14 protein-coding genes and 1 riboswitch are annotated in these 14085 nt (G+C 65.8%); of the genes, 9 read left to right on the top strand and 5 right to left on the bottom strand.

Annotation, left to right across the window (positions count from 1 at the left end):
* The coding region (locus HUX88_RS16590) for a sel1 repeat family protein (RefSeq protein ID WP_176362465.1) at positions 1-1175 on the top strand (1175 nt) is incomplete at its 5' end.
* A gap of 7 nt (positions 1176-1182) precedes the next feature.
* Here the strand turns inward: HUX88_RS16590 and dapF are convergent.
* The 3 genes from dapF to HUX88_RS16575 are packed head-to-tail and all read right to left on the bottom strand — an operon-like array spanning position 1183 to position 3798.
* Positions 1183-2046, bottom strand: coding sequence for a diaminopimelate epimerase (dapF, locus tag HUX88_RS16585; RefSeq protein ID WP_117012648.1), 864 nt, complete (start codon positions 2044-2046; stop codon positions 1183-1185).
* 13 nt (positions 2047-2059) lie between these two features.
* Positions 2060-2938, bottom strand: a complete 879-nt coding sequence (locus tag HUX88_RS16580; RefSeq protein ID WP_176362464.1) for a lipid A biosynthesis acyltransferase — start codon at positions 2936-2938, stop codon at positions 2060-2062.
* Entirely contained in the window at positions 2935-3798 is an 864-nt protein-coding gene (locus HUX88_RS16575) for a lysophospholipid acyltransferase family protein (RefSeq protein WP_176362463.1), read from the bottom strand. Before HUX88_RS16575 ends, HUX88_RS16580 begins: the two co-directional genes overlap by 4 nt.
* A gap of 194 nt (positions 3799-3992) precedes the next feature.
* Between HUX88_RS16575 and metK the strand changes: the two genes are divergently transcribed.
* Positions 3993-5159: a methionine adenosyltransferase gene (gene metK, locus HUX88_RS16570; RefSeq protein ID WP_117012651.1), complete on the top strand. Its 1167-nt coding sequence runs from the start codon at positions 3993-3995 to the stop codon at positions 5157-5159.
* Between the two features lie 132 nt (positions 5160-5291).
* On the opposite strand, the gene HUX88_RS16565 is transcribed toward metK, so the two are convergent.
* Complete coding sequence (locus HUX88_RS16565; protein WP_117012652.1) at positions 5292-5819, bottom strand: hypothetical protein; 528 nt, start codon at positions 5817-5819, stop codon at positions 5292-5294.
* Between the two features lie 122 nt (positions 5820-5941).
* A riboswitch (S-adenosyl-L-homocysteine riboswitch) is annotated at positions 5942-6010 on the top strand.
* Between the two features lie 26 nt (positions 6011-6036).
* Here HUX88_RS16565 and ahcY point away from each other — a divergent pair.
* The 3 genes from ahcY (at position 6037) to metF (ending at position 8711) form a co-directional block, all read left to right on the top strand.
* Positions 6037-7464: an adenosylhomocysteinase gene (ahcY, locus tag HUX88_RS16560; RefSeq protein WP_117012653.1), complete on the top strand. Its 1428-nt coding sequence runs from the start codon at positions 6037-6039 to the stop codon at positions 7462-7464.
* 76 nt (positions 7465-7540) lie between these two features.
* Positions 7541-7891, top strand: a complete 351-nt coding sequence (locus HUX88_RS16555; protein WP_117012654.1) for a phage holin family protein — start codon at positions 7541-7543, stop codon at positions 7889-7891.
* Entirely contained in the window at positions 7884-8711 is an 828-nt protein-coding gene (gene metF, locus HUX88_RS16550; protein ID WP_117012655.1) for a methylenetetrahydrofolate reductase [NAD(P)H], read from the top strand. Before HUX88_RS16555 ends, metF begins: the two co-directional genes overlap by 8 nt.
* On the opposite strand, the gene HUX88_RS16545 is transcribed toward metF, so the two are convergent.
* Positions 8712-9302: a 5-formyltetrahydrofolate cyclo-ligase gene (locus tag HUX88_RS16545; protein ID WP_217916350.1), complete on the bottom strand. Its 591-nt coding sequence runs from the start codon at positions 9300-9302 to the stop codon at positions 8712-8714.
* 35 nt (positions 9303-9337) lie between these two features.
* On the opposite strand from HUX88_RS16545, the gene HUX88_RS16540 reads away from it, so the two are divergent.
* The 4 genes from HUX88_RS16540 to HUX88_RS16525 are packed head-to-tail and all read left to right on the top strand — an operon-like array spanning position 9338 to position 14007.
* Entirely contained in the window at positions 9338-11317 is a 1980-nt protein-coding gene (locus tag HUX88_RS16540) for a lytic transglycosylase domain-containing protein (protein WP_176362462.1), read from the top strand.
* Positions 11318-11342: 25 nt separating this feature from the next.
* Positions 11343-12059 (top strand): glutathione S-transferase family protein, encoded by a 717-nt coding sequence (locus HUX88_RS16535; RefSeq protein WP_117012657.1) that lies wholly within the window; start codon positions 11343-11345, stop codon positions 12057-12059.
* Positions 12060-12064: 5 nt separating this feature from the next.
* Positions 12065-13333, top strand: a complete 1269-nt coding sequence (locus HUX88_RS16530) for a multifunctional CCA addition/repair protein (protein WP_176362480.1) — start codon at positions 12065-12067, stop codon at positions 13331-13333.
* Positions 13330-14007 (top strand): GNAT family N-acetyltransferase, encoded by a 678-nt coding sequence (locus HUX88_RS16525; RefSeq protein ID WP_117012658.1) that lies wholly within the window; start codon positions 13330-13332, stop codon positions 14005-14007. The genes HUX88_RS16530 and HUX88_RS16525 overlap by 4 nt, the downstream gene beginning before the upstream one ends.
* Positions 14008-14085: the final 78 nt, after the last annotated feature.

Raw genomic sequence — 14085 nt, 5'->3', positions numbered from 1 at the left:
CGCAATGGCGGTTGGCGCACCAGACGGGCGCGCCGTCGCCGGCGCCGGTGGCGCCGCTGCCGGCGCGGCGCGGCGGTCCGCCTTCGCAGCGCGCCAACGCCCGCCAGCAGTGGCTGGACCGGGCGGCCGACGGCGGCCTGGCCGCCGCCCAGTACGCGGTGCTGGAACAAGCCTGGCACGGCGACCGCGCGGCGTTTTTACAACGGGCGCTGCCGCTGGCGCGCAAGCTGCTGGACGGCGCCCCGGCCGACGCCGAGGCGGCCCGCGCGGTCGACTGGCCGCTCCAGCCGGCCCAGCTGACGCTGCTGGCGCGCTGCGCCGCGCTGCTCGACGAGGAGGCCGGCCGCGACGCCGCGTTCCGGGACGAACTGCATCATTGCCGCGAACTGGCCGCGCACGGCGGCGACCGCCAGGCCCAGCTGGCGCTGGGCTTGTGGTTCTCCCGCATGGACGGCGACGGCCGGCGCCAGGCCAACGGCATCGCCGCCGTCAATTTCAAGCGCGCCATACGCTGGCTGACGCAAGCGGGCGAGCAGGGCCTGGCCGATGCCTGGTACGCGCTGTCGCGCATTTATCTGAAACCGGAATTTTCCCAGCGCTGCGTGGCCGAGGCCCAGGGCTACCTGGAGCGGGCGGCCGACATGGGCCACTGCGCCGCGCAGCTGGAGTGCGGCATGTACGCCTGGCGCAACCGCCGCGCCGACGAGCACAGCGACGTGCGCGCGGCCTACTGGCTGCAGAAGGCCGCGGCCCAGGGCTGCGACGAGGCCGAGGCGGCGCTGGCGCGCATCGGCGCGGCGCCCAAGGAGTCGGACTGGGCCGAAGCCATCCTGCGCCACATGTCGCGCGAGGCGCTGGAAAGCCAGCCGCTGCTGGCGGCGCGCCTGACCCTGGCCCAGTTGTTCGGCCTGAGCCGGGCGGAAGCGTTGTTGCTGGATGTGAAGGCGGCCGACCAGGGCCATTGCCTGGTGGTGGATATCCGCGCCAGTTACGGCCGCAGCAAGCGGCGCCTGGTGTTGCTGCGCACCGCGCGCGAGCGGCAGGCGCTGGACCGCATCGGCCGCTTGTTCGAGCATCTCGACAACGGCCCGGACGGGCTGGAAGGCAACTACCGCCAGCGCCTGTACCGGCTCAAGACCTGGCTGCCGGGCACCGACGAGCGGCTGGCGGCCTGAGCCAGCTTTAAATTTCTATCTCACCCTCGAACACCGTCACGGCAGGGCCGGTCAGCCATACCGGCTGGCCCACGCCCGCCCAGCTGATCGACAACTGGCCGCCGCGCGCGTCCACGCGCACCGGGCTGTCAAGCAGGCCGCGGCGGATGCCGGCCACCACGGCCGCGCACGAGCCGGTGCCGCAGGCCAGCGTTTCGCCCACGCCGCGCTCGAACACGCGCAGCTTGATGTGGTGGCGGCCGACGATCTGCATGAAGCCGGCGTTGACCCGGTTCGGGAAGCGCGCGTGGTGCTCGATCAGCGGCCCGGTCAGCTCGACCGGCGCGGCGTCGACGTCGTCGACGATCTGCACCGCGTGCGGATTGCCCATCGAGACCACCGAGATCAGCACGCTCTCGCGCGCGCCGCCCAGCTCCAGCACCAGCGGCCACAGCGTGTCTTCGCCCTGGCGCTCGCCGTGCAGGCCCTCGGCGTCGAACGGCACGCGCTGCGGCTCCAGCACCGGCGCGCCCATGTCGACCGTGATGCTGCCGTCCAGCTCCAGCCGTGGCGCGATCACGCCGGCCTTGGTCTGCACGGTGATGCTGCGCTGCGCGGTCAGGCCTTTTTCCGCCACGAACTTGACGAAGGCGCGCGAGCCGTTGCCGCACTGCTCGACCTCGCCGCCGTCGGCGTTGAAGATGCGGTAGCGGAAATCGCAGCCCGGCTCGGTGGGTTTTTCCACCAGCAGGATCTGGTCGGCGCCCACGCCGAAGCGGCGGTCGCCCAGCAGCTGCCATTGCGCGGGCGAGAAGTCGATGTGCTGGTTGATGCCGTCGATGACCACGAAGTCATTGCCGGCGCCGTGCATTTTGGTGAATTTGAGTTTCATCTGCTGCCTGTGTTTACTTGGAACGCTGGTACAGCGAAGCTTCGCCGTTCGGGCGCGTCTTGAACCGTTTGTGCGTCCAGAAATATTCAGCCGGGGCTTCGCGCACGCGTTCCTCGATGAACTCGTTCATGCGGCGGGTGGCGGCAACCATGTCGGGACCAGGGTAATTGTCCCACACTGGATAGAATTTCACACGCCAGCCCTGGTAATCGGGCAGGAAGGTGGCGATCACCGGCATTACCTGGGCGCCGGTGGTGGCGGCGATGCGGGCGGTGGCGGTCAAGGTGGCGGCCTCGATGCCGAAGAAGGGCACGAACTCGGCGTCCTTCTCCCCGAAGTCCATGTCCGGCAGCATGAAGTAGGGCAGCTTGTCGCGCAGCGCCCGCAGGATGGGCTTGATGCCGTCCTGGCGGGTGAACAGCTTGACCGGCTTGAAGCGGGCGCGGCCTGCGCGCAGCACCTGGTCGAAGGCGGCGTTCTTTTGCTGCACATACATCGACGAGGCGCTGGTCACCATGGCGATCGAGGCGCCGGCCACGTCCAGGCACACGAAGTGCGGACACAGCAGGATGGTCGGCTGCGACGTCATCGCCTCCACCGGCACCGGGCCCGGCTCGACCTTGATCAGGCGCTGGAGCCGTTCCTCCGACGCCCACCACAGGATGCCGCGCTCCCACACGCTGCGCGAATAGGCCTGGAAGTGGCGGCGGCCGATGGCGGTGCGCTCGGCCTCGCTCAGCTCCGGCATGCACAGGCGCAGATTGGTCAGCGTGATGTGGCGGCGCGAGCGCATCACCAGGAACAGCAGGCTGCCGACGGCGTCGCCGAAGCGGCCCAGCACCGGCAGCGGCAGCCAGTGCAGCAGCCACATGATTCCCAACAGTAGCTTCATGCCTGTTCTCCCGCCGTTGGCGCCGCACTTGGCGCGTCTATGCCGGCCGGCACCTTGTAGCGGTTGTAGCTCCAGAAATACTGGCTCGGGCTGCGCGCGATCAGGCGTTCCATGGCGTGGTTGATGGCCTGCGCCTGCTCGGCGGCGCTGCCCTCCAGCGTGCCGTCGAAGGGCACGAAGCGGATCACATAGCCCTTGCCGCCGGGCAGCCGCTCGGCGTAGGTGACGATGATGGTGGCGTCGCCCAGCTGCGCCAGCTTGGCGGGCAGCGTCATGGTGTAGGCGGCGCGGCCGAAGAAGGTGGCCCACACGCCCTCGCCTTCCTGCGGCACCTGGTCCGGCAGCAGGCCGATCGGCTTGCCCTTCTTCAGGCACTTGGCCAGCATCCGCACGCCGGACATGTTGGCTGGCGCCAGCAGCAGGTTGTCGCGCGCGCGGGCGCCCTCGATCAGCGGTTTCAGCGCGGCCTTTTTCGGCGGCCGGTACATCACCATCAGCTCGGTGCGCAGCGCGATTTCCTGCGCGACGATCTCAAAGCAGCCCAGGTGGGGTGTGAGGAACACGATGCCGCGGCCGGCGTCCAGCTCGGCCTGGACGATGGCCCAGTTCTCGTCCGTGGCGTGGCGCGACACCCGCGCCGGATCGGCGCACCAGATGAAGGGCAGCTCGACGATGCTCTTGCCCGCTTCGGCGATGGCGGCCGACAGGTGTGCGGAATAGCCGGCCTGCGCCATGTTGTCGCGCATGCGGCGGCGGTAGGATGGCGAGCTCAGGTAGACCAGCCAGCCCAGTGCCGCGCCCAGCGCGTGTAAAAATGGCAATGGAAAGATGGAGAGGAAGCGGAAAATGGGTACAAGCATGAGTAATTGTTCTAGTAGAAGGTGCTCTTGGCAGCGTTGCCATGCCAAAATTTTTTAAGAAGCGTAAAATACCACGTATGCAGTAACCGCTGAGTTAACAGACAACTTGCGAAGCGGAATATAAATGTCGCTAAAGCGTCGCAAGCCGTATTGGTTAGCGACAAAACATTCTTAACCAATCACAGGAGCTTGCGATGTCAAATGATTATCTTTTTACTTCCGAATCCGTCTCGGAAGGCCACCCCGACAAGGTCGCCGACCAGATTTCCGATGCGATTCTGGACGCCATCCTGACCCAGGACCCGAAAGCCCGCGTTGCCGCCGAAACCTTGTGCAACACCGGCTTGGTGGTGCTGGCCGGCGAGATTACCACGTTCGCCAACGTTGATTATATTCAAGTCGCGCGCGAAACCATCAAGCGCATCGGTTACGACAACACCGACTACGGCATCGACTACAAGGGGTGCGCCGTGCTGGTGGCCTACGACAAGCAGTCGCCGGACATCGCCCAGGGCGTGGACGAGGGCGCGGGGATTGATCTCGATCAAGGCGCCGGCGACCAGGGCCTGATGTTCGGCTACGCCTGCGATGAAACCGCGGAACTGATGCCGGCCGCCATCCACTACGCGCACCGCCTGGTCGAGCGCCAGTCGCAGCTGCGCAAGGACGGCCGCCTGCCGTGGCTGCGTCCGGATGCCAAATCGCAAGTCACTTTGCGCTACGTCAACGGCCGTCCGGTGGCGGTGGACACCGTGGTGCTGTCGACGCAGCACGCGCCGGAAATGCAGCACAAGCAGATCGAAGAAGCGGTGATCGAGGAGATCATCAAGCAGGTGCTGCCGCGCGAGTGGCTGGTGGACACCAAGTACCTGGTCAACCCGACCGGCCGCTTCGTCATCGGCGGTCCGCAGGGCGACTGCGGCCTGACCGGCCGCAAGATCATCGTCGACACCTACGGCGGCGCCAGCCCGCACGGCGGCGGCGCGTTCTCCGGCAAGGATCCTACGAAGGTGGACCGTTCGGCCGCCTACGCCGCCCGCTATGTGGCCAAGAACGTGGTGGCCGCCGGCCTGGCGCGCCAGTGCCAGGTGCAGGTCAGCTACGCGATCGGCGTGGCGCGTCCGATCAACATCACGGTCTACACCGAAGGCACGGGCGTGATCCCGGACGAGAAGATCGCCGCGCTGGTGATGGAGCATTTCGACCTGCGTCCGAAGGGCATCGTGCAGATGCTGGACCTGCTGCGTCCGATCTACGCCAAGACCGCCGCCTACGGCCACTTCGGCCGCGAAGAGCCGGAATTCACGTGGGAGCGCACCGACAAGGCCGCCATCCTGCGCGCCGCGGCCGGCCTGAAGTAATCGCCTCGCACTAAACGACAACGCCCCGCATGCCGGGGCGTTGTCGCATCTGGACTAACTACGTCGGCCGCTTGGGCGGCGGCGGTATTGGATTGGGCGGTTCATATCTGCGGCGAGGATCGTCTTTCGGTATCATATTCCCTCCTTCGGTTGCCGGCCCAGCGCCTGATTGACGGCGGCCTGCGTCGTGACGCGCAGCTTTTGCGTCAGCAGCAGGTCATATGGAAATTTGCTGACTTCGGTGCCGTACCTGGTTCTGAAAGCCAGCAGCTTCTTTTCGAACTCCGCAATGGAAAAGCTCGGGTTGACCTTCATCCGCACAATCAGCGAACCGATTTCGATGACCAGCAAGCTGAGGCTGACGGCGGATGTGGCATGCGCCTGCACTTTTTCGGCGACGGACAATTGCCGCGACACGATGGCCAGCAGCGCGCTGGCCGACGTGAACATCGGCCATAGAAAAGTATAGTCGCTATTTTTCCAGAATACGAGGCCGGCCAGCGCGGCGCCGCCCGAGGAGATGGCCACGGCGATCTTGGTCGCGCTGTCCAGCCACACCCAGCGCGCCAGCAGGGCGGTCTTGAGTTCGCCGGCATAGCTGGCGCGGTAAAGCAGATCCTGGGCTTCATTCCAGATCGCATCGCGCGGATCGATAGTCATGATGGATCACCACCTGAAAAATCCAGCGTAGCCGGGTGCCGCCGCCGTTGGTTTGATCCACCACAAACGGGACTTTATTGGCGCCGCAGTTCACCATTCCAGCCCAACGGTGCTAAAATGCGCCTTCCGAGGAGCGTTGCGACGAATCATGAATTCGCCAGGCTCGGAGTCCCAAACCGCGCTCACGTTACTTTTTTCAACATGAAAGGAGGGCGTGATGAACGCCGTACTCAAATCCGCACAAGACTTCCTGGTCGCCGACATCTCCCTGGCCGCCTGGGGCGACAAAGAAATCAAGATTGCCGAAACCGAAATGCCTGGCCTGATGGCCATCCGTGAGGAATTCGCCGCGTCGCAGCCGCTCAAGGGCGCGCGCATCACCGGTTCGCTGCACATGACCATCCAGACCGCCGTGCTGATCCAGACGCTGGAAGCACTGGGCGCCAAGGTCCGCTGGGCCTCGTGCAACATCTACTCGACCCAGGACCACGCCGCCGCCGCCATCGCCGCCGCCGGCACCCCGGTGTTCGCCATCAAGGGCGAAACCCTGGACGAATACTGGGACTATACCCACCGCATCTTCGAGTGGCCAGCCGACGCCGCCGGCAACGCGGTCTACTCGAACATGATCCTCGACGACGGCGGCGACGCCACGCTGCTGCTGCACCTGGGCGCGCGCGCTGAAAAAGACATCTCCGTGCTGGCCGCGCCGGGCTCGGAAGAAGAGATCTGCCTGTTCAACGCCATCAAGGCCCACCTGGCGATCGACCCGGCCTGGTACTCCAAGCGCCTGCCGCACATCCTGGGCGTGACCGAGGAAACCACCACCGGCGTGCACCGCCTGTACCAGATGCACAAGGAAGGCAAGCTGGCCTTCCCGGCGATCAACGTCAACGACTCCGTCACCAAGTCCAAGTTCGACAACCTGTACGGCTGCCGCGAATCGCTGGTCGACGGCATCAAGCGCGCCACCGACGTGATGATCGCCGGTAAGGTCGCCGTGATCGCCGGCTACGGCGACGTCGGCAAGGGCTCGGCCCAGGCCATGCGCGCGCTGTCGGCGCAGGTGTGGGTCACCGAAATCGATCCGATCTGCGCGCTGCAGGCCGCGATGGAAGGCTACCGCGTCGTCACCATGGACTACGCCGCCGAACACGGCGACATCTTCGTCACCTGCACCGGCAACTACCACATCCTGACCGAGAAGCACATGCTGGCCATGAAGGACCAGGCCATCGTCTGCAACATCGGCCACTTCGACAACGAGATCGACGTCGCCGCGCTGAAGAAGTACACCTGGGAGAACATCAAGCCGCAGGTCGACCACGTGATCTTCCCGTCGGGTAAGCGCATCATCCTGCTGGCCGAAGGCCGCCTGGTCAACCTGGGTTGCGGCACCGGCCATCCTTCGTACGTGATGTCGTCGTCGTTCGCCAACCAGACCATCGCCCAGATCGAGCTGTACGCCAACACCGCCAAGTATCCGGTCGGCGTGTACGTGCTGCCGAAGCACCTGGACGAAAAAGTGGCGCGCCTGCAGTTGAAGAAACTGAACGCGCAGCTGACCGTGCTGACCGAAGAGCAAGCGGCCTACATCGGCGTGACGCAAGAAGGTCCGTACAAGCCTGACCACTACCGTTATTAATCTGCCGGTGTGAAGCGGGGCCGGCAACTCGCCGGCCCCGTTTTTATCCAGTCCTTTTTTGCAGCGAGCTCATCTTATGCGTTTGGTCCTTACCTGGTTAATCAATGCGATTGCCTTGCTGGCAGTTCCCTACCTGATGCATTCCGTCGATGTCACAAGCATAGGCGCAGCCCTCGTCGCGGCCCTTGTACTGGGCCTGGTCAACACGCTGATACGCCCCGTGCTGTTGTTGCTGACGCTGCCCGTGACCGTGGTGTCGCTGGGCCTGTTCATCTTCATCATCAACGGCTTCATGTTCTGGCTGGTCGCCCAATGGGTGGACGGCTTCCACGTCGACAGCTTCGCGTCGGCGATCGGTGGTGCATTGTTGTACAGCGTGATTTCCTGGGCCCTGTCTACCTTACTTTTGAAGACGTCAGATGGCTAATCATAATTTCAGTATCGAGTTCTTTCCGCCGAAGACGGCGGAGGGCGCGGAAAAGCTGCGCGTCACGCGCGCCAAGCTGTCCGAGCTCAAGCCCAAGTATTTTTCCGTGACCTTCGGCGCCGGCGGCAGCACGCAGCGCGGCACGCTCGACACCGTGGTGGAAATCCTCGCCGCCGGCGAGGACGCCGCGCCGCACCTGTCCTGCGTGGGCGGCACGCGCGAATCGATCCGCGAGATCCTCGCGGAATTCAAGGCGCACAACATCAAGCGCATCGTGGCGCTGCGCGGCGACCTGCCGAGCGGCTACGGCGCGGCCGGCGAGTTCCGCTACGCGAACGAGTTGGTGGAGTTCATCCGCCAGGAGACCGGCGAGTGGTTCCACATCGAAGTGGCGGCCTATCCGGAAGTGCACCCGCAGGCCAAGTCGCCGCAGGACGATTTGCTGGCGTTCGAGCGCAAGATCAAGGCCGGCGCCAACGCCGCGATCACCCAGTATTTCTACAACGCCGACGCCTACTTCCAGTTCGTCGAGCAGACCCGCAAGATCGGCATCGACGTGCCCATCGTGGCCGGCATCATGCCGATCACGAACTACACGCAGCTGATGCGCTTCTCGGACATGTGCGGCGCCGAGATCCCGCGCTGGGTGCGATTGAAGCTGGCCAGCTTCGGCGACGACAGTGCCTCGATCAAGGCCTTCGGCCTGGACGTGGTGACCGCGCTGTGCGAACGCCTGCTGGCGGGCGGCGCGCCCGGCCTGCATTTCTACAGCATGAACCAGGCAGCGGCCACCACGGCGCTGTGGCAACGCCTGGTGTAACTACTCGGTGATGATGCGGTCCAGCGCCACATCGTGGCCGTCGCTGTCGAACCGCACCTGCAGGCACTGGTAAGCGATTCCCAGTGTCTGCGGACGCGGCGACCGCGCCAGCGTGCGGTCGTAGAAACCGCCGCCGTATCCCAGCCGGTAGCCCTCCGGATTGAATCCCAGGCACGGCACCAGCAGCGCCGGCGGATACGCCTCCTGCAGGCGTAGGTCGGCCGGCACCGCCACCCCCATCGCATCCTTGACCATCGCCTCGCCGATGCGCCATTCGGCGAATTCCAGCGCCGCGTGCTTTTCCACCACCACCGGCAGCAGCAGCCGCGCCCCCAGCCCCGCCAGTTCCGCGTAGGCCGCATGCAGGTCCGGCTCGTCGCGCAGCGGCCAGTACACGCCCAGCGCCGCCGGCCGCGCCGCCTTCCACCAATCGACCACCTGCGCGCCGATCGCGTGGTCCCATGCCGCGCGCGTGGCCGCGTCCAGCGCGCGCCGAGCGGTCAGCAATTGCTTGCGTAAATCGGCCTTTTGCGGGGCTACCGGGGCTGGTGGTTCAGTCGCGGCGCGTGGTATTCTAGGGTCGCTGGTCATAGGTTCAGATTTTCAAGACTTTAGAGAGTTGCACATTGATTTCCGCTTTAAAATGGATTGCCGGCGCCGCCGCCTTTGCTGCCGTGGCCACGACCTCCCTGGCCCGCGCCGACGACCTTGGCGATGACGGCCGCCGGGCGGACGACTCCTTCCTGCTGCTGCGCGACGCCGTGCGCCAGGACGACGCATCCAAGGCCGATTTCTACGCCGCCCGCCTGGGCGATTACTCCATTCCATCCTACGTTGAATATTATCGGCTGAAACCGCGCCTGAAGGATGCCTCGTACGCCGAAATCCGCGATTTCATGAAGCGCTACGAGGGCCAGGCCATCGTCGACCGCCTGCGCAACGACTGGCTGCTGGACCTTGGCCGCAAGCGCGACTGGGCCACCTTCGACGAGCAGCTGCCGCTGTTCGTGCTGAACGACGACACCCAGGTCAAATGCTACGCGCTGCAATCGCGCGCGCTCAAGGGCCAGAAGGTGGCCGGCGAGGCGCGCGAGCTGCTCACCGCGCCGAACGGCTACGGCGAACCATGCGCGGGCCTGATCGCCACGCTGTACCAGGCCGGCCAGTTCAACCTCGACGACCTGTATGCGCAACTGCGCCTGTCCGGCGAATTCAACGCCACCGGCCAGGCGCGCCGCATCGTCGCGCTGCTGGACGGGAACGAGAAGAAGGCCGTGCAGGCGGTCGACCTGCCGGCCATCGCGCTGGCCAAGGGCGTGGGCAGCGGCCGCGGCGAACACGAAATCTACATCGTCGCCATCGGCCGCATGGCCAAGACCAGCGCCAAGCTGGCGGTGCTGGCGCTGAACAAGGCCGCGTCCAAACTGAGCCCGCAGGAGCAGCAGGAGGCGTGGGCCGCGGTGGCGCTGCAATCGTCGTACTCGCTGTCGCCGGAGACCACCGAGTACTGGCAGAAGTCGAACGGCGCCGCGCTGTCGATCGATCAGATTCAATGGAAGACCCGCATCGCGCTGCGCAACGGCGACTGGAAGCAGGTGGAGAAGAACATCCGCGCCATGCCCGCGTCGCTGCGCGCCGATCCGGCCTGGGTCTACTGGCTGGGCCGCGCGTTGATGGTGCAAGCGGGTTCCATCCAGGCCACCGGCGAAGCGATGCAGCTGTTCCGCAGCATCTCGGACCAGTCCAACTTCTACGGCCTGCTGGCGCTGGAGGAAACCGGCAAGCTGATTACGATCCCGCTGCCAGGCCTGCCGATCACGCAGGCCGAAATCGCGCCCATCGCCGCCAATCCCAACTTCCAGCGGGCCCTGAAGTTCTTCGGCATGCGCCTGCGCTTCGAAGGCACGCGCGAATGGAACTGGGGCCTGCGCGGCCTGAGCGAACGCGAACACCTGGCCGCCGCCGAATTCGCGCGCCAGAACAATATCCTCGACCGCATGGTCAACACCTCGGACCGCACCCGCATCCAGGTCGACTACACGCAGCGCTACCCGTCGCCGCACATCGACATCATGCACCCGACCACGCAGACGCTGGGCCTGGACAAGGCCTGGGTCTACGGCCTGATACGGCAGGAATCGCGCTTCATCATGGACGCGCAATCCCACGTCGGCGCCTCGGGCCTGATGCAGGTGATGCCGTCCACCGGCCGCTGGGTGGCCAAAAAGATCGGCCTGACCGACTTCGCCCAGGAGATGCTGAGCGACGTGCGTACCAACATCCTGCTGGGCGCGAACTACCTGAACATGGTGCTCGGGAACATGGACGGCTCGCAGGTGCTGGCCACCGCCGCCTACAACGCCGGGCCGGGCCGCCTGCGCTCGTGGCGCTCCACGCTGACCAAGCCGATGGACAGCGCGGTCTTCATCGAGTCGATCCCGTTCGTCGAAACCCGCACCTATGTCAAGAACGTGATGTCGAACACCACCTATTACGCGGCGTTGTTCGAAGGCCGACCGCAATCGCTGAAGGCGCGCCTGGGCACCGTCGCGCCGCGCGGCTACACCGAACAGGAACAGCAGGAGTCGAGCTTCGGCTCGCGTTGACCCATACAACCACCTTGGACGCACCATGCAGAGCACACAACTTGATCCCAGCCTGTCGCAAACCCTGGCCGCCGCGCGCGAGCCGGGCCTGACGCTCGTCATCGGCAACAAGAACTACTCGTCGTGGTCGATGCGGCCGTGGGTGGCGATGACCGCCTTCGGCATCCCGTTCCAGGAAGTGCGCGTGCTGCTCGACCAGGACGACACCGCCAACCGCATCTGCGGCTACTCGGCCAGCGGCCGCGTGCCGGTGCTGCTGGCCGGCGAGATGACGATCTGGGACAGCCTCGCGATCTGCGAATACCTCGCCGAACAGTTCCAGGAGCTGCACCTGTGGCCGCAGGACGTGGCCGCGCGCGCGATGGCGCGTTCGGTCTGCGCCGAGATGCACGCCGGCTTTTCCGACCTGCGCAACTCGATGTCGATGAACATCCGCGCCAGCTATCCGGGCAAGGGCCGCACCAACGGCACCCAGGCCGACATCGGCCGCATCAGCGAGATCTGGGAGGAATGCCTGTCGCGCTTCGGCCACCACCAGTTCCTGTTCGGCGACTTCTCCATCGCCGACGCCTACTACGCGCCGGTGGTGCTGCGCTTCCGCACCTACGGCGTGTCGCTGGCGCCGGCGCTGGACGCCTACTGCCAGCGCGTGCTGGCCCATCCCGCCGTGGCCCGCTGGGTCGAGGAGGCGATGGCCGAAACCGAAATGGCGCCTAAGCACGACGCCGAAATGCCGGACTGACGATGATGCGGATTTATGTCGTCGGTGGCGCGGTGCGCGATGAACTGCTTGGCCTGCCCGTCAAGGACCACGACCACGTCGTCGTCGGCGCCACGCCGGACGACATGCTGGCCAAGGGTTTCCGCCCGGTCGGCAAGGACTTCCCGGTGTTCCTGCATCCGAAGACGCAGGAGGAATACGCGCTGGCCCGCACCGAGCGCAAGACCGCGCCCGGCTACAAGGGCTTCGTGTTCCACACCTCGCCCGACGTCACGCTGGAAGACGACCTGGTACGCCGCGACCTGACCATCAACGCCATCGCCCGCGCGGATGACGGCACGCTCACCGACCCTTATGGCGGCAGGCGCGATCTGGAGCAGCGCATTTTCCGCCACGTCTCCGACGCATTCGCCGAAGATCCGGTGCGGATCCTGCGCGTGGCCCGCTTCGCCGCCCGCTTCAGCGATTTCCGCGTGGCGCCCGAAACCAATGCGCTGATGCGGCAGATGGTGGAGCAGGGCGAAGTCGACGCGCTGGTGCCGGAACGCGTGTGGCAGGAACTCTCGCGCGGCCTGATGGAAGCCAAGCCCTCGCGCATGCTGGAAGTTCTGCGCGACTGCGGCGCGCTGGCGCGCATCCTGCCGGAGCTGGACGTATTGTGGGGCGTGCCGCAGCCGGAAAAATGGCATCCCGAAATCGACACCGGCACCCACATGCTGCAGGTGATCGACTGCGCGGCGGAAGCTGGCCACGAACTGGCCACGCGCTTCGCCTGCCTGATGCACGACCTGGGCAAGGGCGCCACGCCGCCGGAAAACTGGCCCGCGCACCACGGTCACGAAGGGCTGGGCGTCAAGCTGGTGGAGCAGGTCTGCAAGCGCCTCAAGGTGCCGACCGAATGCCGCGACCTGGCCGTGATGACCGCGCGCGAACACGGCAACGTCGGCCGCGCCCTGCAACTGCGGTCCAATACCATCGTCACGCTGCTGGAGCGTTGCGACGCCTTCCGCAAGCCGGCGCGCTTCTCGCAGATGCTGCTGGCGACCGAATGCGACTCGCGCGGCCGCATCGGCCCGAACGCCAGCTTCCGCGACGCGCCGTTCCCGCAACTGGCGCACCTGGAGACGGCGCTGGCGGCCGCGCGCGGCGTCAACGCCGGCGAGATCGCCCTGGCCAGCACCGCCTACCCGCAGCGCATCCCGGAGTTGGTGCACCGCGCGCGGGTGACGGCGGTGAAGGTGGCGCTGCGCGCCGGCGATGACGACGACGATGACGGGGCCACGGCGGAAATATGAGCTCGATCGACCTTTTCCAGAACCCGTTGCGCCGTTGGGGCAAGCACAAGGACGGCAAGCGCCGTCCGACGGTTCTGGTGAAGGAGCTGCGCGAGCGTGACCGGCGGCGCATGGTCAAGCACTTCCTCGACCTGGAAGACAGCGACCGCCTGCTGCGCTTCGGCACCGTGCTGCCGGACGAGCAGGTGGCCAACTACGTCAACCGCATCGACTTTTCGCGCGACATGGTGTTCGGCGTGTACAACCGCGTGTTCAAGCTGGTGGCGGTCGGCCACCTGGCCTTCGCGCCGCGCGACGAATCGAAGAGTGCCGTCACCGAGAAGGAGCGGGTGGCGGAGTTCGGCGTGTCGGTCAGCCGCTCGGCGCGTGGCCTGGGTATCGGCTCCAAGCTGTTCGAGCGCGCCGCCATCCACTGCCGCAACGACGACGTCGATACCTTGTATATGCACTGCCTGTCGTCCAACAAGACGATGATGCACATCGCGAAAAAAGCCGGCATGGAAATCCATCGCGACTACGGCGAGGCGGACGCCTATCTGAAACTGCCCCCGGCCAATCCGGCCAGCGTGCTGCAGGAAGCGCTGGACGAGCAATTCGCCACGCTGGACTACACCCTCAAAGCCAACAAGCGCATCGCCGTGAAATGGCTCGACCGCCTGCGCGGCCGAAAATAAATCTCCCTTCGTTAGAACCTTTGCTGCGCGGCCGGGTATGAACGGTCGGACAAGATACGCAACCGGCAGCAAAACCAC

The sequence above is a fragment of the Duganella sp. BJB1802 genome, assembly GCF_013369445.1.
Taxonomy (GTDB): domain Bacteria; phylum Pseudomonadota; class Gammaproteobacteria; order Burkholderiales; family Burkholderiaceae_D; genus Rugamonas; species Rugamonas vulcania_A.
The sequence above is the reverse complement of the archived record's forward strand: the minus strand, read 5'-3'. Positions and strand labels throughout refer to the sequence as shown.